At 50.3% G+C, this 20,086-nt stretch carries 17 protein-coding genes; 8 read left to right on the top strand and 9 right to left on the bottom strand.

Annotation, left to right across the window (positions count from 1 at the left end; all coding sequences use genetic code 11):
- Window positions 1-10 precede the first annotated feature (10 nt).
- Both ACYVJM_RS19415 and ACYVJM_RS19410 read left to right on the top strand, forming a co-directional pair.
- Complete coding sequence (locus tag ACYVJM_RS19415; protein WP_461149881.1) at window positions 11-1,126, top strand: Gfo/Idh/MocA family protein; 1,116 nt, start codon at window positions 11-13, stop codon at window positions 1,124-1,126.
- A gap of 33 nt (window positions 1,127-1,159) precedes the next feature.
- Complete coding sequence (locus ACYVJM_RS19410) at window positions 1,160-4,942, top strand: PVC-type heme-binding CxxCH protein (RefSeq protein WP_461149880.1); 3,783 nt, start codon at window positions 1,160-1,162, stop codon at window positions 4,940-4,942.
- A 73-nt stretch (window positions 4,943-5,015) separates the two neighbouring features.
- On the opposite strand, the gene ACYVJM_RS19405 is transcribed toward ACYVJM_RS19410, so the two are convergent.
- From ACYVJM_RS19405 to ACYVJM_RS19390, 4 genes are all read right to left on the bottom strand, one after another.
- Window positions 5,016-5,927: a sensor histidine kinase gene (locus ACYVJM_RS19405; RefSeq protein WP_461149879.1), complete on the bottom strand. Its 912-nt coding sequence runs from the start codon at window positions 5,925-5,927 to the stop codon at window positions 5,016-5,018.
- Between the two features lie 162 nt (window positions 5,928-6,089).
- Complete coding sequence (locus tag ACYVJM_RS19400) at window positions 6,090-6,557, bottom strand: hypothetical protein (RefSeq protein WP_461149878.1); 468 nt, start codon at window positions 6,555-6,557, stop codon at window positions 6,090-6,092.
- A gap of 75 nt (window positions 6,558-6,632) precedes the next feature.
- The gene (locus ACYVJM_RS19395) at window positions 6,633-7,163 is read right to left on the bottom strand and encodes an RNA methyltransferase (protein WP_461149877.1); all 531 of its coding nucleotides are present in this window, start codon (window positions 7,161-7,163) and stop codon (window positions 6,633-6,635) included.
- Window positions 7,164-7,192: 29 nt separating this feature from the next.
- Entirely contained in the window at window positions 7,193-7,744 is a 552-nt protein-coding gene (locus ACYVJM_RS19390; RefSeq protein ID WP_461149876.1) for a PH domain-containing protein, read from the bottom strand.
- 106 nt (window positions 7,745-7,850) lie between these two features.
- On the opposite strand from ACYVJM_RS19390, the gene mutS reads away from it, so the two are divergent.
- Together mutS and ACYVJM_RS19380 are read left to right on the top strand one after the other, a co-directional pair.
- Window positions 7,851-10,496 (top strand): DNA mismatch repair protein MutS, encoded by a 2,646-nt coding sequence (gene mutS, locus ACYVJM_RS19385; protein WP_461149875.1) that lies wholly within the window; start codon window positions 7,851-7,853, stop codon window positions 10,494-10,496.
- A gap of 27 nt (window positions 10,497-10,523) precedes the next feature.
- Window positions 10,524-11,027, top strand: a complete 504-nt coding sequence (locus tag ACYVJM_RS19380) for a Rad52/Rad22 family DNA repair protein (protein ID WP_461149874.1) — start codon at window positions 10,524-10,526, stop codon at window positions 11,025-11,027.
- 81 nt (window positions 11,028-11,108) lie between these two features.
- Here ACYVJM_RS19380 and ACYVJM_RS19375 read toward each other — a convergent pair whose 3' ends face one another.
- Complete coding sequence (locus ACYVJM_RS19375; RefSeq protein WP_461149873.1) at window positions 11,109-13,313, bottom strand: M28 family peptidase; 2,205 nt, start codon at window positions 13,311-13,313, stop codon at window positions 11,109-11,111.
- Window positions 13,314-13,444: 131 nt separating this feature from the next.
- Window positions 13,445-14,164: a DUF4292 domain-containing protein gene (locus tag ACYVJM_RS19370; protein ID WP_097124237.1), complete on the bottom strand. Its 720-nt coding sequence runs from the start codon at window positions 14,162-14,164 to the stop codon at window positions 13,445-13,447.
- A gap of 189 nt (window positions 14,165-14,353) precedes the next feature.
- On the opposite strand from ACYVJM_RS19370, the gene ACYVJM_RS19365 reads away from it, so the two are divergent.
- From ACYVJM_RS19365 to ACYVJM_RS19355, 3 genes are all read left to right on the top strand, one after another.
- Window positions 14,354-15,568: a nucleoside permease gene (locus ACYVJM_RS19365; RefSeq protein WP_461149872.1), complete on the top strand. Its 1,215-nt coding sequence runs from the start codon at window positions 14,354-14,356 to the stop codon at window positions 15,566-15,568.
- Window positions 15,569-15,676: 108 nt separating this feature from the next.
- Window positions 15,677-16,441: an exodeoxyribonuclease III gene (locus ACYVJM_RS19360; RefSeq protein ID WP_461149871.1), complete on the top strand. Its 765-nt coding sequence runs from the start codon at window positions 15,677-15,679 to the stop codon at window positions 16,439-16,441.
- 69 nt (window positions 16,442-16,510) lie between these two features.
- Window positions 16,511-17,107, top strand: a complete 597-nt coding sequence (locus ACYVJM_RS19355; protein ID WP_461149870.1) for a pseudouridine synthase — start codon at window positions 16,511-16,513, stop codon at window positions 17,105-17,107.
- Between the two features lie 5 nt (window positions 17,108-17,112).
- On the opposite strand, the gene radC is transcribed toward ACYVJM_RS19355, so the two are convergent.
- The 3 genes from radC to ACYVJM_RS19340 form a co-directional block, all read right to left on the bottom strand.
- Window positions 17,113-17,808, bottom strand: coding sequence for a RadC family protein (gene radC / locus ACYVJM_RS19350; protein WP_461149869.1), 696 nt, complete (start codon window positions 17,806-17,808; stop codon window positions 17,113-17,115).
- 152 nt (window positions 17,809-17,960) lie between these two features.
- A complete protein-coding gene (gene rpsT, locus ACYVJM_RS19345) occupies window positions 17,961-18,227 on the bottom strand; it encodes a 30S ribosomal protein S20 (protein WP_461149868.1) in 267 nt (88 codons plus the stop codon).
- A 104-nt stretch (window positions 18,228-18,331) separates the two neighbouring features.
- Window positions 18,332-18,730: a Dabb family protein gene (locus tag ACYVJM_RS19340; protein ID WP_461149867.1), complete on the bottom strand. Its 399-nt coding sequence runs from the start codon at window positions 18,728-18,730 to the stop codon at window positions 18,332-18,334.
- A gap of 103 nt (window positions 18,731-18,833) precedes the next feature.
- On the opposite strand from ACYVJM_RS19340, the gene ACYVJM_RS19335 reads away from it, so the two are divergent.
- Complete coding sequence (locus ACYVJM_RS19335) at window positions 18,834-19,928, top strand: zinc dependent phospholipase C family protein (protein ID WP_461149866.1); 1,095 nt, start codon at window positions 18,834-18,836, stop codon at window positions 19,926-19,928.
- Window positions 19,929-20,086 lie beyond the last annotated feature (158 nt).

The raw sequence follows: 20,086 nt of genomic DNA, 5'->3' as shown, positions 1-20,086 counted from the left end.
GGTACAACTCATGAAACTAAACATCGCTATTGTTGGCCTCGGTTTCGGGGCAGAATTCATCCCCATCTACCAGCGGCATCCAAACACGAACATGTACGCGATTTGCCAGCGTAATGTCGAAAAGCTTAACGAAATAGGCGATGCCTATGGCATTGAAAAGCGGTATAGTAATTATGATGAATTGCTGGCCGACCCAAACGTCGATGCGGTACACATCAACTCACCAATTCCGAACCACGCTGAGCAGAGTCTGAAAGCCTTGCGCGCTGGTAAGCACGTGGCCTGTACCGTACCCATGGCAACGAGCGTTGAAGACTGTCTCGAAATCGTGAAAGCCTGTAAGGAGTCGGGTAAAAAGTATATGATGATGGAAACGGTGGTATATAGCCGCGAGTTTCTGTTCGTTAAAGAATTGTACGAAACGGGCGAACTGGGCAAGGTTCAGTTCCTGAAAGCCAGCCACCAGCAGGACATGGACGGATGGCCCGATTACTGGCCGGGTTTGCCGCCTATGCACTACGCAACCCACTGCGTAGGTCCCGTAGCCGGTTTACTCAAACTCGAAGCCGATTATGTGTCCTGCTTTGGTTCGGGAACGATTCGTGAGGAGTTGGCCAAGATTCATAACTCGCCGTTTGCGGTGGAATCGGCACATATTAAGTTCAAAGACAGTGATTTATCGGCCTATGTGTACCGGTCGCTGTTCGACGTAGCCCGGCAATACCGGGAGAGTTTTGAAGTGTATGGCGATAAAAAGTCGTTTGAGTGGCAGCTGATCGAGGACGAACAGCCTGTTCTTCATACCGCCAAAAAGCCAGAGCCGGAGATTCCTGAGAAAGTAACGGTACCCGATTATGCGCGGCTCTTACCAGCCGAAATTGCCGGGTTTACCACTAAAGGGGTGTACGATGCCGATGAGCAGCAACACCTGTCTTTTACGCAGGGGGGCGGCCACGGAGGCTCACACCCACACATGGTTCACGAGTTTGTTTCGGCCATTATTGAGGATCGTGAGCCCTTCCCGAACGCAGCCCAGTCGGCCAACTGGACAAGCGTTGGTATACTGGCGCATGAATCTGCTTTACAGGGTGGAAAGCTCATTAAGTTACCGGATTTTAACCTATAACGCCACCTGTCCGGGCGGCTATTGATATAGTCTATGAAAAAAATAATCACAGCAATTGGGGTAGTTGTGGCTCTCGCCCAATGTGCCCGACAATCGGCTCCCAACACGGCTGTCCGGCAGGAGTCGACGAAATCGAGCCAGTCGGCTCCCCGCCGAACAGAGATTCTGTTTCTGGGCGATAACGGCCACCACCGGCCCATCGAACGGGTGCCGGAAATTATGGCGGCACTGGGTGATAAAGGCATCAACATCACCTATACCGATAAGCTGGAAGATCTGAACGCCGATAATCTGAATAAGTATGACGGCCTGCTGATTTTTGCCAACTGGGATAGCATTGGAAAACCGCAGGAGAAAGCGCTGCTCGATTATGTATCGTCGGGCAAAGGGCTGATTCCGGTTCACTGTGCCTCTTATTGTTTCCGAAACTCATCTGAATACGTCGATAAAGTTGTGGGCGGTCAGTTCTGGCGGCATAAGATGGATACCATCCAGACGCGCTTTACCCAGCCGAACAACCCGATCGTAGCGGGTTTGCCATCGTTTAAAGCGTACGATGAAACGTATCTGCACAGCCACTTACAAGCCGACAATAACGTACTGGCCGTTCGGGACATTAAAGCGGCCCAGGCTACCGACAAGCCGGGGGTTAAAGAAGAACCGTATACCTGGACCCGGCAATACGGGAAAGGACGGGTGTTCTACACAGCCTATGGGCACGATGAGCGTACCTGGAGCCAGCCCGGATTTCAGCAGTTGCTGGAACGCGGTATCTTGTGGGCCGTAGGCGATAAGGTTAAAAAACTGCACGACGACCTGAAGCCACAGCCGTTTGCGTACCACGAAGCTAATCTGCCGAACTACGAAAAGCGCCCTGGGCCACAGTTGCAGCAGAAGCCGCTTTCGCCGGAAGAGTCGATGAAGCACATTCAGGTGCCGGTCGATTTCACCCTCGATCTGTTTGCCCACGAACCAAACGTGATGCACCCCATTGCGCTGACCTGGGACGAACGCGGACGGCTGTATGCGCTGATCACGAAAGACTATCCGAATGAGCGCAAACCCGAAGGTGGCTCGGATTACATCGTGATCTGTGAAGACACCGATAAAGATGGTAAAGCGGATAAGTTCACCAACTTCGCCGAAGGCTTGAGCATTCCAACCGGAATGACCTTTGGTAACGGTGGTCTATACGTATCTCAGGCACCACACATGCTGTTTTTGCAGGATACCAACGGCGATGATAAAGCCGATGTGAAGAAGATTGTCTTTACGGGTTTCGGTACTTATGACACTCACGCCGGACCAAGTAATCTGCACTATGGCTTTGATAACTGGATTTGGGGAAGCGTAGGTTACTCGGGCTTCAAAGGCAAAGTGGGTGCCGACAGTGTGAAGTTCTCACAGGGATTCTTCCGGTTTAAACCCGACGGCTCGCAGCTTGAATACGTAACCAGCACGTCGAATAACACCTGGGGCCTGGGCTTCACCGAAACGGGCGATATTTTCGGGTCGACGGCCAACAACTCGCACGGCTGGTACATGGCCATTCCGAATCGCTATTTCCACGGGGCTCCCCACATCCGGGAGAACGGCAGCCGCAGTACCGATACCCATAAGGACATGAAACCCATCACCGAAAAAGTACGTCAGGTAGACGTTTTCGGTGGGTTTACGGCAGCGGCCGGTCATAATTTCTACACGGCGCGGGCCTTCCCGAAAAAATACTGGAACAACATCGCGTTCGTTGCCGAGCCAACCGGCCATATTCTGCACCAGAACGTAATGCAGAAAAGCGGTACTAACTACGAAGATGCCGAAGGGTTTAACCTGATGGCTGGTGCCGACGAATGGTTTGCGCCCGTATTTGCCGAAGTAGGTCCCGATGGGGCCGTTTGGGTAGTTGACTGGTATAGCTTTATTATTCAGCACAACCCAACGCCTAAAGGGGCATCGAACGGGTCGGGTAACGCTTATGAAACGCCTTTGCGTGATTTTACCCACGGTCGGATCTACCGGGTTGGGTATAAAAACGCCCCGGCCTATACGCCACTGACTCTGAGCAAAAGCCGTCCGGAAGAATTAGTCGCTTCGTTGAAAAATACGAATATGTTCTGGCGGATGGCCGCGCAGCGTCTGTTGATCGAACGGAATAACAAAGATGTTGTGCCGCAGTTGATTGCCCTGGTGAACGATAAGTCGGTCGATGAAATTGGTATCAATCCAGCCGCCATTCATGCGCTTTGGACTTTGCACGGATTAGGTGCTCTGGACGGGTCGGATGCAACCGCAACCGCAGCTGTTAGCCAGGCTCTGAAACATCCGGTTGCCAGTGTACGGAAAACGGCTATTCAGGTGATGCCAGCTACTAGCCAGGCTGCCAGCGCGTTACTCGAAAACAACCTGCTGGACGACAAAGAGCCATTGGTTGTGTTAAATACCCTCCTGAAATTTACTGAAGTGCCGCAGAGTAAGACGGTACAACAGGCTATTCTGGCTCGTCTGGACAAAGCCAGCGAAACCAATGACCGCTGGTTGCCCGATGCGTTTGCCTGCGCCCTGACCGGCAATGACGGACAGTTGCTCAAAACGTACCTCAAGCAGGTGGCTGTAAACGCGCCTGCGCCAGCTAAACCGGCACATGACATGAGCACCCATGCCGACAAAGGACACGGTCCCAGTGCCCCAATGCCTAAAATGACATCCGCACCGAGTGGCAATCAGCCGGACCTGGTCGTAGCAGCCATCCGGACAACACCCGAATCGCCTTCGGTTCGGGAAGGCGCGCGGATTTTTGTTGATGTGACCAATGCCGGTGGGGTAGCTATTCCGGAAGGAACGCCCATTCCAATGGCCGTTCGTATCGAAGGGCCAAAAGGAGAGCAGGAAGGCGCTAAAATCAACTTCGTGAGTGTGACCCACAATACCGGTATCAAGCCCGGCGAAACCGTCACCATCAGCAAATCGAACAATGGTCCCTGGGTTGGTGATATGGGCGTACAGTTTGAGCGGGCGGGCGATTATACCATCTCGGTAATGCTCGATCGGGAAAACGCCATTGCCGAGAGCAATGAACAAAATAATAATGCTACACACACCCTGACCTACCGCGCTCCGCAAAGCCTGAGTGCTTACGCGCTGGAACGGGCTACGCGCAGCTATGCGTCGGTTGCGCCGGTCGATTCGGTAATTGCGTTACTGCGTCAGACCCAGAAGCTGGATGCAGCCCAAAGCGAAGCCATCGTGAAAGGTGTTTCGGAAGGCTGGAATATGAAACAGACAGCCCAGGTCCGGGATGCTGATAAATCATTCCTGGCCAGCCTGACCGGCAGCGTATCCGCCGATAACCGCACTCGTCTGGGACGGCTCTACGAAGCCTGGGGTCTGACGAAGAGCGAGCCTGTCGATCCAAACGTAGAAGTGATTCGAATGAAGACCGTACGGGAAGAGATGCGCTTCGACAAGAAAGAGTTTACCGTAACGGCAGGCAAGCAGGTGGAGATTGTGCTGGAGAATCCGGATGCCATGCAGCACAACCTGGTGATTGGTAAGCCGAAAAGCATGGAGATCATTGGCAGTGCCGCCGACAAGCTGATTACGGCAAAAGACGGGGCTGAGAAAAACTACGTGCCGTCCATTTCTCAGGTTATTGCCGCTACACCGCTGGTGAACCCCGATCAAACGTTCCGGCTCAAGTTTACCGCGCCGGCAACTCCCGGCGATTATCCGTTCGTTTGTACATTCCCCGGCCACTGGCGAATGATGAACGGCGTAATGAAAGTGACGAAAGCCAGCGTAGGGCTCAATGCTAAGTAAGGTTTAGCCTTATGTTTAAATGCGCAATGGCCCGCTACCAGATTGGTAGCGGGCCATTGCATTTTAAAAGGCTCTAGGCGGTATGCTTTGTCGTTACGGTGGAAACTGGAAACGGCAAAAGAGCTGAAGAGGGAATCTGTATGATAAACTCACTGCCTTTTTCTACCTCGCTTTTTACCCAGATTGTCCAGCTGTGGGAGTTTACAATTCGTTGTACATAGCTGAGTCCCAGTCCAAACCCCTTTACGCTAGGTTGATTGCGGTCATGGACGCGATAAAATGGTTGAAAAATCTGGGAAATTAAATTGGGCGGTATGCCCACCCCCCGGTCTTGAACCGTAATCGTCAGCCCATCGCTGGTTAGCTGGGTCTGGATCGTTATGACCGGCTCAGTCGAACTATACTTTATGGCGTTATCCAGCAGGTTATACAGCACATTAGTGAGGTGAATCCGGTCTGCCAGAATATAGGGCTCGCTATGAGGTAAATTGAGGGTCAGGTAGTCGCCATGACGTTCGGCCACTGAGTGAAGCAACTGGTGAAGCTGAATAGGTTCTGGATTAAGGATCAGCGTATTTCGGTCGGCCCGCGCCAGGGTAAGCATCGTTTCCACCTGATGTTGAAGCCGTTCAGTTTCTTCGAGAATAATCCGAATGTACTTGTCTGTGCGTTCCGGATGATTAAGGGCAATGGGTGAATTCAGAATGTCGGCAGCCATTCGGATTGCGGTTACCGGCGTCTGAAATTCGTGTACTATAGAGTGAAGCACTTCTGTTTCCATGGCTTGTTGCCGCTGACGAATCCCCCACCATAAACCATAGCCTATGAGCAGTTGCGCCATCAGTGCTATGCCAACCCATGTTAGAGAGTGCACTGACGGAGAGGCTCCGGGGAAAATCACGCCATTATCTAGCAGAATACCGGCCAGTATAATGAACAAAATAGCGAAAATCAAGAAGGGAACAACAGTGAAACGGTGGAACATAGCGCCGTTGTCAATTATAAAAGCCTGAATTCAAACAGCCGTAAAGTAGACGGTATCTGTTCCTAAATGTCACACGGTAACGTTTCTGAAGAACTATGCCCCATAAAAAAAGCCCGCTAACTGCGGGCTCTTTCGGTCAAACTTATATTGAGAAGCTTTATTTTACGAATTTTCCGTTGCTGCTTCTCCGGCCGGAGCTGGTGCGCTGGTGGCTGTAGATCGGGATGGACGGGCTGTTTTTGAAACAGGGAGCTTAGGGGCTGCAATCGGCTCGTTTGATGCGGTAGCAGGTGTAGTCGTTGCTGAGTCAACCGCTTCGGCTACTGTCGCTAAGCTAGCTGCTTTCTTGGCTGTGCGTTTGGCATTCTTCTCTGCTTTCTCCGCATTCTTCTTCGCCTTAGCAGCCTCTTTTTTTACTTTTTTGTCGACGGCTTTAACAGGCTTAGTCGCTTTTTTCTCCGCTTTCTGCATGAGTTTGGTCAGCTTCTTCGCTAGTTTCTCCGCCGATTTCTCGATGGATTTCTTTACCTTTTTACCAGCCGTACCTGCTTCAGCCAATTTGGTTTCTATCGAACTGACTATGTCTGCAGCCAGCGTTTTCTGCTTCGTTTTTGTGGTCTTATCTGCCATGGGAATTTTGAGTAAAAAATCTACAAAGGAATACGAAATTTCTGTGACAATCTAAAGCCCAATGTTAAATTTTTGTTATGTCTTCTGGAGAAAATCCCAACAAATAATACCAGCCGTTACGGCAATGTTGAGTGAATGCTTCGTCCCGAATTGAGGGATTTCAAGGACTAGATCAGCCGACTGAACAACCTCGTCACTGACACCCGTAACTTCATTACCCAACACAAATGCATAGGGTTTGTTTGGCTCGGGGCTGAAATCTGTCAGCGAAGTGCTGCCATCAGCCTGTTCGACCGCTGCAACCAGCCAGCCATCTGCCTGCAATTGCCTGACCAGCGCTGTTACATCCGTTACATGCTCCCAGGCAACGGATTCGGTAGCTCCCAGTGCCGTTTTCGTAATGTCGCGGTGGGGGGGCTGGCCCGTAATGCCACATAAATACAGTTTTTCTGCCCGAAATGCATCCGCCGTTCGGAACACCGATCCAACATTATTCAGGCTTCTGATGTCGTCTAGGATCAGGCAATATGGAAATTTGTCGGCCTCTTTAAAGTCGGCAACCGACAGGCGGTTAAGTTCGTCGAGGGAGAGTTTACGAGGGGGCATTATATGATTCGTTGGCTAATAAAATAGTTTTACGATTGGCTGCTATTCTGTTGGTTTTGCAACAACTGCTTAATGTCGTGCAGGGTATCTCGTATGTCAACCAGAATATCATGATCTGTAGTTGCAGATTGGTGATTCAGTTTGGCGGGCATCAGCTTTTGCCTCAGTTCAATGATGTGCGTCCGAAAAGCCTGCGCATCAATAATACCGATCAGTTCCATGTCGTTTGCCTGATTCTGGCTCTGCCCGGCCGTTTCGAACTTCAGGATGCAAAGATCAAAATGACGTAATATAGGACCGGCCACAAAGGTAACGTCCTGGATGTTTTCCAGCGGAATCGTTTTTTCAACCTGAACGAGAATCCCCTTTTTGAAGCGCAGTGAGCGGTCGGATAGTTCACACTCCAGATTTTTGAAATAATGATCACTCCACCACTGGCCAACGCCCAGAAGCCAGAAGGGGAGGAACAGAATGCCAATGACGGATACGAGCAAAAAGAAGGAAACATACCACAACAGATACGTTCGGATAATGGGGTTGAAACTTGCTTTTAGCGGGAGTGCCTGTTCGTCCGGGCTCATGATAAGCTGGTCTTTTGTTTGAGATTAGGGCCTGTAATAAGGCGAAAAACGGCCATTTTCTCGGTAAATTTTACTATTTTTGTTTACGACAATCCAACGAAAATCAGTGAAATCAACCACCGCAGCAAAGCCTCAGGTTAAGAAAAACGAAACGCCCCTCAACCGCCAATACAACCAGATTAAAGCCAAATACCCCGGTGCGTTGCTCCTCTTTCGTGTCGGTGATTTCTACGAAACCTTCGGTGAAGATGCCGTCCGGGCCAGCAAGATTCTGGGCATCACGCTTACCAAACGCAACAACGGTGGCGCCAATGAGGAGCTTGCCGGTTTTCCCCATCACTCGCTCGATACCCACCTGCCTAAACTCGTTCGGGCGGGCGAACGCGTGGCCATCTGCGACCAGTTGGAAGACCCTTCGGTAGCTAAAGGAATCGTGCGCAGGGGCGTTACGGAACTGGTGACGCCCGGTGTTTCATTCAACGATAACGTACTCGATACCCGGCGGAATAATTACCTGGCCGCTGTGCATTTCGGGAAGGCAGATGATACCTTCGGGATATCGTTTCTGGATATTTCGACGGGCGAGTTCCTGGCATCTCAGGGTAATTCGGCCTACGTCGATAAACTGTTACAGAGTTTCAATCCATCGGAAGTACTCTATTGCAAACGTAACCGGCAGGAGTTTGGCAGTTTGTTCGGCGATAAGTTTCATACCTACACCCTCGAAGACTGGGCGTTTACCTACGACTTCGGGTATAACTTTCTGAAACAGCATTTTCAGACCACCTCCCTCAAAGGATTTGGTATCGAAGGACTACCCGATGGCATCATTGCGGCCGGTGTCATTCTACATTACCTCAACGAAACCGAGCATAAAGACCTTCAGCATATCACGCGCGTTACCCGGCTCGAAGAAGACCGGTACGTGTGGCTCGACCGGTTCACCATCCGCAACCTCGAACTAACGGCTGCTCAGCAGGAGGGAGGAGTGCCGCTGATCCAGATTCTCGACCAGACGGTAACGCCGATGGGTGCGCGGCTTCTTCGGAAGTGGCTCAGCTTGCCTCTCAAAGAAAAAGCCCTGATCGATGAGCGGCTAAACATGGTTGAGTTGCTGGTTGACGACATTGATCTGGCCGATGCGCTGGTGAATCACCTGCGGCAGATTGGTGATCTGGAACGACTGGTGTCTAAAGTAGCCGTTCGGCGTATCAGCCCCCGGGAGTTGCTGCAATTGAAACGGTCGCTTCAGCACGTGCTGCCGATAAAAGAGTTGCTGATTACGGCCCTTAGCCAGAATGAGTCGGCGTCACTGAAGAAGTATGCCGACCAGCTCAATCCGGTAGCTTTCCTGCTCGACCGCATTGAGACGGAGCTCCGCGAAGATCCGCCGACGCTGTCCAATCAGGGCGGTATGATTAAGCCGGGTATCAACGCCGAGCTGGACGAACTGACGGCCATTGCGTATTCGGGAAAAGATTACCTGTTGCAGCTTCAGGAACGCGAAGTGCAGCGTACGGGCATTACGTCGCTCAAAATAGCGTATAACAAAGTGTTTGGCTATTATCTGGAAGTAACGCATGCACACAAAAACCGGGTGCCGGAAGACTGGATTCGGAAGCAGACGCTGGTGAATGCGGAGCGCTATATAACGCCCGAACTGAAGGAATACGAAGACAAGATCCTGAACGCCGAGGAACAGATTTTTCAGATCGAAGCCCGGATGTTCAATGAGCTGGTCATTGCCGCCGGCGAGTACGTTGGGGCTATTCAGCAGAATGCCCGCGTATTGTCGGTGCTCGACGTGCTGGCTTCGTTTGGTCGGGTGGCGGTCAAAAACAAATACGTTCGGCCTCAGATCAACGAAAGCAAAGTACTAAGCATCAAAGACGGGCGACATGCCGTCATTGAGCAGCAACTGCCCCCCGGCGAACCCTACATTCCCAACGATGTTTATCTGGACGATGAAACGCAGCAGATCATTATCATTACCGGGCCAAACATGGCGGGTAAGTCAGCGTTGCTGCGGCAAACGGCCCTGATTGTCCTGATGGCGCAGTCGGGGAGTTTCGTTCCGGCATCATCGGCCGAAATTGGTATTGTCGACAAGATATTTACCCGCGTTGGCGCCAGCGATAACCTGTCGCGGGGCGAAAGCACGTTCATGGTCGAGATGACCGAAACGGCCAGCATTCTCAATAACCTGAGCGAGCGAAGCCTGATTTTGATGGACGAAATTGGGCGGGGAACAAGTACGTACGATGGTGTTTCGATTGCCTGGTCCATTACCGAATACCTGCATAACAAAACAGACTGCCGCCCCAAAACGCTGTTTGCGACACACTACCACGAACTCAACGATCTGGCAACGGATAACCCACGCATCAAGAATTACAATGTGTCGGTGAAAGAGCTTGGCAATAAAGTCATCTTCCTGCGCAAGCTGAAAGAGGGTGGTTCGGAGCATAGTTTCGGGATTCACGTGGCGCAAATGGCGGGGATGCCCGCCCAGATCGTGAGCCGGGCCAACGAGATTCTCAAGCAACTGGAGTCGTCGCACAACCGCGAAACGAACAAAGAGAAAATTCGGGAGGCTGTACCTCAGGAACGGGAGCTGGCCCTCCGCATCATCGAATCCGGCGACCCCAAATCCGAAGCGATCAAAGAGAAACTACGATCCATCGACGTAAACCGGCTAACGCCCATTGAGGCCTTGTTAAAGCTGAATGAGTTGCTGAAAATGGCGGAGTGAATTCATGTAAACAACAACTAACAACTAATGGAACTGAACGTATTAACTGCCCCCCTCACGATTCACGAGATCGAGTGGCGGGTACAAAGCCAGACCAAAGACGGCCAGAAGATCGTCGTCGTGCCGTATATCACCAATCGGTGTGTTATGCAGCGGTTCGATGAGCAATTCGGCTGGGCGGGCTGGCAAAATGAGATCAAGGAAATTGAAGGCGGTTTCCTCTGTACGATCACCGCCGTTTTACCCGGTGGCGAAATCGTTCGTAAAACCGATGGTGCCAGTCGTACCAGCGTTGAACCTGTAAAAGGTGGTATCAGCGATGCCATGAAACGGTGTGCCGTGCAGTTCGGTCTGGGCCGCGCCCTCTACGACTTCCCGAAAGTACTGATCGAAACAACGGACAAGTATATCCCCAACTGGGCCACCCCCCTGTTGGATAAAATGGTCGAGAAGATCAACGCCGGTGGCACCGTGCGCGACGTGGTGGTTCTAAAACCCGAACACGCAAAACCAACAGCAAAAGCAGCTTAGATTGATTAGGATATAGGATGTATGATGTGTAGAAACGACATGGCACTACATATTATACATCCTATATCATACATCCTACATCTATTTTCCGCTTCCCATTGCTGCTGGGCCGGCCATGCCTTGCGATAAGACAAGCAGTTTATCGCTTAGAGTTTGAATGGCGTTTTTGTAACGCGCTTCCAGGTCCGGTAAATTCGCCGTCGATTTCAATGACGCTTCGTACAGGAGGCCGGGCAGCATCCACGAAGCATAGCCGCTGTTGGGGTCCGATGATGCGTAAAGCGATTTATACCAACCGCCAAACGCATTGCCTTTTGGGTCGATGAACGACCGTTCCAGCAGGCGTAATTCTTTGTTTAACTCCACCAGCTTATCCGTGCGGCCGTTTTTTAGATAACTCTGCCGGGCCAGTTCGCAGGCATCGGCATTCTTTTTTAAATCAGCCACTACGTTGAGTAAGGGGCTGATTGAATACGTTGGTGCATAGGCTTGAATGGCCCGTTCTGCGGCTTTCAGGTGAACGGCCAGATCGGTTGGGTAACGAGCCAGATCGTAGGGCACTAAATCGGCATTGGCCAGCCGCATGGTCATGGTGCCAACAACCTGTTCCATCATTGGTCCCATTTTGTACGTTGGATCAGCAAATTTGTCGTAGAAGTACAGATCGTCGTACTGCGAATGGTAGAGTGTTGGGCCTTCCATACCCGCACTGAGCGATGGTATACCAATATGCATGTAGGGAGCTATATGGTCGGAACCACCACCCAGGTTGCCAATAGTTGGCTCGCCTGCCATTACTGCCGGCGCTGAGGAACCCGTTACGCGCGTTGGATTACCAACCGCCGATTTGCCCATCCAGTGCTGGTAAACCGTTTTGTTCGAATCAGGGTACTGCACCGCCTGCGTAGCTTCAATAATGAGTTTCTTCATGGAAGGCGACGCACTTGCCCCAAACGTCCGGCCCGATACAGCTGCGTCGTAGTTCATGTAGGCAACGGCCTTCTGCGACAGTTCGTCCCGGAATTGTTCGCTCCACTCGGCTGAGCCAATTACGCCCGGCTCTTCGGCATCCCAATGGCAAACTTTAATGGTTCGACGCGGGCGCTGACCGGCTTTCGCCAGTTTGCCCATCGTTTCGGTCATACTCAGCAACATGGCTGTGCCCGAGTTTGGGTCGGTGGCGCCATACGACCAGGCGTCGTAATGGCAACCGGCAATGATCCATTCGTCAGGAAACTCGGCACCCGTCAGCGTGCCCACCACCTGATAAATGCGCTGGATGGTTTTTTCCTGCTTTACCATCAGCCGTACTTTCAGAGCGGGGCCGCCTTCCAGCCGATAGGTGTATGGCAGGCCACCCTGCCAACCTGACGGTACAGATCGCATACCCGTCATGCGTTTTAAGATTTCGGTGGCCGAACCGTAGGGCAGGGGTGTTACCGGGATTTTGTGCAGACCAACGGCATTCTGGTCGAGTCGTTTGGGCGTGTTCTTCGCGTCCATCGGTAAGGCCGCTTCGCCGGGCGTAAGCGGATCGCCGGTATAGGGCGTTGTGAGCAGCGAGCCGCGCTGAATAACGCTCTCACTATAATAGGGGCCTTCGGGAAAGGTCAGCCCGCGCATGTAGCCGCTGTCGGCGGGGTCGGTAAAGATAATAACACCAACGGCACCGTCTGCCTGGGCAAACTGCGCTTTATAGCCCCGGAAGTTTCCGCCATAGCGAGCCAGTACAATTTTACCTTTTACCGAAATACCCATCGCTTTCAGTTGCTCGAAATCTTCTTTTCTGCCGTAGTTGGCATACACCACTTCGGCGGTTACGTCGCCCGAACCCGACCAGGCATTGTAGCCGGGCGTCAGTCGTGGATCGCTGCTGTATTTGTCTTCCTTGAACAGAAATTCCCGGATGTTCAGCGGCTGGCGTATTGGTTCAACGACTTCCACGGCAATCTCGCCGGGGCCTTTGGGTAACAGTACATCATGCGGGTATATGTCTACCTGCCAACCCGCCTTGCGCATGGTTTCGGCAATGTAATCCCGTACTTGCTCATTCTCTTTTGAACCCGTCAGGTGCGGTACGCTGCTAAGCTTTTCGAGGTGGGCTTTGAAGGCCGCTGTTGATTGTTTCGCTTTAAACTCACTTTCAAGCTTAACCTGGGCGGCTTGCCTGGCGGGAATAAACCCGCTAAGGGTGGGTGCTGGGCTCGACTGAGCCTGGGCAGTTGCTACACCACATGCCAGAATAAGCATTCGGTAAGCGGTTTTAACAAGGAGAGTGTGCTGCATACGAATCAGATTGTCTAATTTTCAAATATCGGAATTGACTTTGGTATAAAGCACAAAAAGCCAGTGAATAGTTGGCTCATAAAAAAAGAGCCGTAGACGTTACGGCTCTTTTGATAGAAAATTAGTGTCGATTACTTAGGCATGGCAAAAATAGTCGAATCAATTTTAGGGTTGAAGACGATATTTGACACCGTCATGGTAATGGCACCGGGCATGGCCGGACTGTTGAGCTCAATGGTTGATGGCAGGGTTAATCCCTCAATCGTTTTGAAGTTGCCGTATTGTGATTTGATTTCACCACTTTGCCCCTGTACACTGATGGTGGCTTTGCTGCCTGCCAATTGATACGTTGCTGCATCGACAAAGTAATTGACAACGCCTTCGGGGCGCGTTACTTTCAGGTTGAATACATCCTTGTCATTCAGCTTTTCCTTGCCTACCAGTTCAACCGGGTATTTGTTGATCTTAGCGGTAGCCAGTTCAGTACCAATGATGTAGGTATTGGCTTTCTGTATTTTTACCTGATCGTCGGGAAGGGCCTGTGCACTGGAGCTACCCGCCATAGGGTTAATGGCCCAGCCTTTATCGCCATCAACCACCTGCGTCATTTGCTGACCCATGACGGAGATATCGTTGCGGGATGACTGGCCGATAACAGTTGATACTTTGCCCTTCATGTCCATGCCCATAACGCTCATGCTCTGCTCGAACTGAACCGTTTTTACCGCGGCTATTTTGTCGGCACCGCCTACAGCCGCAATGTTTTTATTAATTACTTCATCGGCTGTCTGCGCAAAGGATAAAGCCGGAATGGCCACAAGAGCCACAAGGGTAATGAGTTGCTTTTTCATGCAAAAGATTAGTCAGATAGTTCGTAAAGTTACTGAACCTGCTTTGTATAACGTACGGCAAGTAGCAGTATGGATAAAAAGATTAAAATTCATTTTTGCTCAGTCGGCAAGTTTCGGGGCTAATCGGCTTGCAGGGCTGACGGGTGTTACTTACCTTCATTGACTTAAACTTTAACTACCTATTCTACGATGCTGTCAACGACCCGCGTCAAGCTTTCCGTTATGATGTTTCTCCAGTTTTTTGTCTGGGGAGCCTGGTACGGTCAGATGAGTAAATACCTTCTTACACAACTTCATTCAACGGGCGATCAGGTTGGGAATGCCTATGCGGCTTTTTCACTGGCCATGATCATCGCTCCCTTTTTCGTCGGTATGATTGCCGACCGTTATTTTGCCGCTCAAAAAGTGCTGGGCGTCTTGAACCTGCTGGGTGCAGTCGTTCTGTATTTTATTACGCAGAATACCAACCCCGATAATTTCTTCTACCTCATTCTGGCGTACTGCCTGACATTTGCGCCAACATTGGCCCTTACGGCATCTATTGCGATGCAGCAGATGAGTGTCCCCGAAAAAGAGTTTCCGGGTATTCGGGTGCTGGGTACGGTGGCCTGGATTATTGTGACCAACATCGTAGGCTATTACGGTTTCGGCGATAAGGTGACCATCTTCCAACTCTCCATGTATTCGGCAGTTGTGCTGGGTATTTTTGCGTTCTTCCTGCCCAACACGCCCCCTAAAGCCACAACATCGACGTCGTTTTCCCAGATTCTGGGACTGGACGCCTTCAAACTGTTTAAAGACCGGTCCTTTGCTATTTTCTTCCTGTCGTCGGTACTGATTTGTATTCCCCTTTCCTTCTATTACGCCATGGCCAACCCGTCGCTGACCGATGGCGGTATGCAGAACGTGGAGAATAAAATGTCGCTGGGACAGGCATCGGAAGTGATTTTTATGCTCCTGATTCCCCTGGCTTATACGCGGCTTGGCGTTAAGAAAATGCTCATTGTGGGCCTGGTAGCCTGGATTGTCCGGTTTATCTGCTTCGGCTATGGCGACGGCGGTTCCGGTGAGTGGATGCTGTATCTGGCCATTGTGCTGCACGGGGTTTGCTACGATTTCTTCTTTGTAACGGGCCAGATTTATACCGACAACAAAGCGGGTGAGAAAATCAAATCATCGGCGCAGGGACTTATTTCTCTCGCTACCTATGGCATTGGTATGGGCATTGGTTCCAAACTGTCGGGTATCGTACTTGACATGTACACCCGCCCCGATGGCACCAAAGACTGGCTGGCAGTCTGGCTCGTTCCGGCCGCTATTGCCGCTGCGGTATTGATCATCTTTGTACTGTTGTTCTCTGACAAAAAGAAAGCTGTTCCCAACGAGGGTGAACTGGTATCGTAATTAAAAAAAACACAAAGTCGCAAGGCTAAGCGCAAAGAACGCAAGGGACGCAAAGTTTCACCCTTGCGTTCTTTGCGTTTACCTTTGCGACTTTGCGGTTAGACAACTATGCAGCTCATTTCTTACAACATAAATGGTATCCGGGCGGCTATCCGCAATGGATTGATCGACTGGCTAGCCCAACATCAGTTTGATATTCTTTGCTTTCAGGAAGTGAAAGCGACGACCGATGTGGTCGATCTATCCGTGTTCGAGCAATTAGGGTATCAGTATCACTGGCACGCGGCCGAAAAGAAAGGCTATTCGGGCGTAGCCACGTTCTCGAAAATAGCTCCCACCAATGTGGTGCTGGGTTGCGGATTGCCCGTTTATGACTGCGAAGGCCGCATCCTTCGGACCGACTTTGGCGATCTGACGCTGCTGAACTGCTATTTTCCATCGGGAACAACTGGCGAAGTTCGGCAGGGTGTGAAGATGGAGTTTCTGCGGGATTTCTATCAGTTTGTCCAGGAACTTCGAAAAGAACGGACAAGCGTTATTGTCGTGGGCGATTACAACATCGCGCATAATGCCATCGACATTCACGACCCTGTCCGAAATAAAAACACGACTGGTTTTCTACCCGAAGAACGGGCGTGGATGGATGACTGGTTTGGCAGCGGCATGATCGATGGCTTTCGCTACAAACATCCCACCGATGTAGCCTACAGTTGGTGGAGTTACCGCGCCGGTGCCCGCACCAACAACAAAGGCTGGCGTATTGACTACGCGTCCCTGACCGATAACCTCCGCGACCAGATCATTGATTGCACCATGCTACCCGACGCGGTTCATGCGGATCACTGTCCGGTGTATCTGAACCTGGATTTATAGGATTAACCTGATTGTCTTGACTTAAGAAGACCGCTTTAACTAGAAAATCAGCTAAATCAATTTAATCACATGAATCCTGGTTCTGATTATTTTCTCATCTACAAACCCTACCTCATGCTCTCTCAATTCAGCAAGGAGGGCGATAAGCCGACGCTGGCTGATCTTGATTTCGATTTTCCGAGTGACGTTTACCCCGTTGGGCGTCTCGATGCGGATAGCGAGGGATTATTGCTGTTGACTAATGATAAACAGCTTAATCACCGGTTGTTAAACCCAAAATTCCGGCATAACCGAACGTATTATGTGCAGGTAGACGGGGCGTTAACGAATGAGGCCTGCCAGCAATTGTCAGAAGGCGTCACAATTTCGGTCGATGGGAAAGCATATACTACGTTGCCCGGAAAGGCCGTCTATATTGAAGAGCCCGGTTTGCCGGAGCGGAATCCGCCTATTCGGTTTCGAGCCAGCATTCCGACATCCTGGCTGTCAATTTCACTGCATGAAGGTAAAAATCGGCAGGTGCGGAAAATGACTGCAGCCGTGGGATTTCCAACGCTGCGGCTGGTGCGCTGGGCAATCGAAAGCCTAACGGCCGAAGGAATGATGCCCGGCGATGTCCGTTTGCTTAGTCGGGCTGACGTAATACGGGGCCTGCGCCTCTCCTGATCGATTTATAAAATTCCTTCATCAGCGAAGCTATAATAGGCTTTGTCCGTAAAAATTAGGTGATCGAGTACGGGAATGTCCAGCAGACGTCCGGCTTCTTTCAGCTTGCGGGTTAAATCTTTATCCGCCTGAGAAGGTGTCAGGTTCCCCGATGGATGGTTATGAAACAGAATCATCGACGAGGCCAGATGCTCAATAGCCTGTTTGAAAATTAGCTTCGGGTCGGCAACAGTACCTGAAACACCGCCGGTACTAATTTGAACGGGGCGTAGAATTTCATTGGCGCGGTTCATCAGCAGAATCCAGAATTCTTCGTGAGGTTTGTCGATCAGGTGCGGAATCATCTCGTTATAGGCGTCTCGGGAGCAGGTAACGCGTGCCCGCTGTGGCCGGTCCTGTTCCTTCCGGCGACGTCCCAGTTCGAGAGCTGCGATAATGGTGATAGCCCGCGCTTCGCCAATTCCTCTGAACTTGGATAAATCTTTAATACTAAGCTTAGCCAGATCGTTGAGGTTATTATTAACGCTCTTTAGGATGATTTTGGCTACGTCCACGGCTGTCAGATCAACCGTACCAGAGTTGAGCAAAATGGCAATCAATTCGGCTTCAGACAGGGCGGCTTTACCCTTCAGCATGAGTTTTTCCCGCGGACGGTCTTCTTCGGCCCAGCTCTGTATGGTACCGGAGTTTTGATAAGGCATGAGTATAAGTCAATTACGGTGCTACTTTAGTTGACAAAGTGCACAAAAAAACCTTACCTACAAACAGGTAAGGTTTCGAATGACTAGTATCTGCCGGAATAGTTACCCGTTATTGGTTTAACAACGAATAACTCTATAACGACTGACTATAACTAAGCTTGAGCCGCTTTCAGACCGTTCACCAAACGAGCCAGTTTCGACTTGTTATTAGACGCTTTGTTCTTGTGAATGATATTACGCTTGGCGAGTTTGTCTAAAGCAGAAGAAACGGCTTTATACAGTTCAACGGCCATTGCGTGATCAGTTGTGGTACGGAGTTTTTTCACCATGTTCCGGGTCGTAACGTGCTGGTAGCGGTTCAAAAGGCGCTTCTTGGCACTCGACCGGATTGCTTTTTTTGATGACTTGTGATTTGCCATTGGTATATAAAATGAGATCGTTGTCGCGATATGAGGGCGCAAAAATAAGAATTTCGGTTGGAACAATCAATAGTTCCAACCGAAATTCTTTGATTTACCTGGTCTTACTGACGGATATCGGCGTTGACAGTCAACGTTTTTTCCCAGACAACCTCATTTTCTTTAACGAACTGTTTGTATGCCTCGCTGTTCTCAAACGTTTTTATATCGGCCTCCGATTGAAACGTAAGATAATGTACAACATCATACTCAGAAACGGCCTGATTTGGCAAAATTGTCTTGCCGGACGTATAACCGACGATCTGTGGAATTTCATGCTTTAGGGACGCAAAACCATTCATATGCTGCTCAACTGCTGCACTTTCGACCCCTTTTTTGAATTTTACACACACAATTTGCTGTTTTTGAGCTTTTCTGGCAGGTGAGTAAGCACCATAGATTGTTAAAGCAAAAGCACAGAGTAACACAACGATTAGGGTATATCCCTTTGATTTGGCATTCATGATATTCGAAGATTTGTTATTTTGACCAAATTTTGTTTTGAATTACATGGCGCATTAAGTGAATAGTTAAATATTTTACTTGTAAAGTACCATGTTTGAGCAAATGTACAAACGTTTTATTTGGTTACTAATTTCTGTCACTTTTTTTTTCGCTAACCGGGTTTGTGTCAGCCATGACATAGTGGAGAAAGCAGCTAATCAACTGCCGGTGAGTAGTGTTATTAGTCAGAAACAGGCCTGTTCAGAGAGCCTTATCTGGCAGTATCCAACTAAACGGTATCCACTGTGGGGCTTCTTTGCGCATCAGCAGATTAATCGGCTGGCGGTATTTACGCTGCCCGTTGATATGATGGCGTTTTTTAAGAAACACATCAACTTTTTAGCTGACAATGCAGTCAACCCCGACAAGCGCCGGTATGCGGTTGTGGGCGAGGCACCCCGGCATTTTATTGATCTCGATGCTTATCCAGATACGACAGCTGCCACCTTGCCACGGTATTACAGAGACGCTACGGATCGGTATGGTGAAGACTCGCTGGCGTTGCATGGATTGGTCCCCTGGCAAATACAACTCACAAAGTATCAGCTAACAGAAGCCTTCAAGCAGCGGGATGCAAGGCGAATTCTGCGCGTAGCCGCCGATTTGGGACATTACATTGCCGATGCTAATGTGCCCTTGCACACAACCCGCAATTACAATGGTCAACTGACTAATCAACAGGGTATTCATGGGTTTTGGGAATCGAGGCTTCCGGAGCTGTTCAGTACGAACTATGATTTCCTGACGGGCCAGGCGGAGTATCTTTACTCTCCGCAGAAAGCAGCCTGGCGGGCGGTATTCAATGCCAATGCTGCCTTAGACTCCGTATTGCATATTGAACGGCAGTTGACGGAGCAGGTAGGGGAGGCCCGTAAATATGGGTTTGAAGAACGAAACGGAATTACGGCTAAGGTCTATTCGTCGGATTTTTCGCGGCAGTACCACGAACGCTTACGAGGGCAGGTGGAGCGCCAGATGCGGGCGTCTGTAAAGATGGTCGGCGATTTCTGGTACACCTGCTGGGTCGATGCTGGTCAGCCGGATTTACGGGGTTTAGCAAAATACCAGCTTACCGATCAGGAACAGAAGGAGGAAGCACAAGAAAAGAATGGGTGGCTGAAGCGGCTGTTTAAAGTGAGGGAGGAATCCGAACCGTGATTTTAACAAGAGTTTAAAGATTAGACGAGTTAAGCAATTGACTAAAAAAAGAAAGGGGTAAACAGGATTGTACAATTGACCGAAACAGGAGGGAGTAACAGGATTGTACATTTAGCTAAAATAGAAAGGATTAAACAAGATGACTGCTATTTACTAGC

Source organism: Spirosoma pulveris, assembly GCF_054781875.1.
This window is presented reverse-complemented; position numbering and strand designations above follow the sequence as displayed.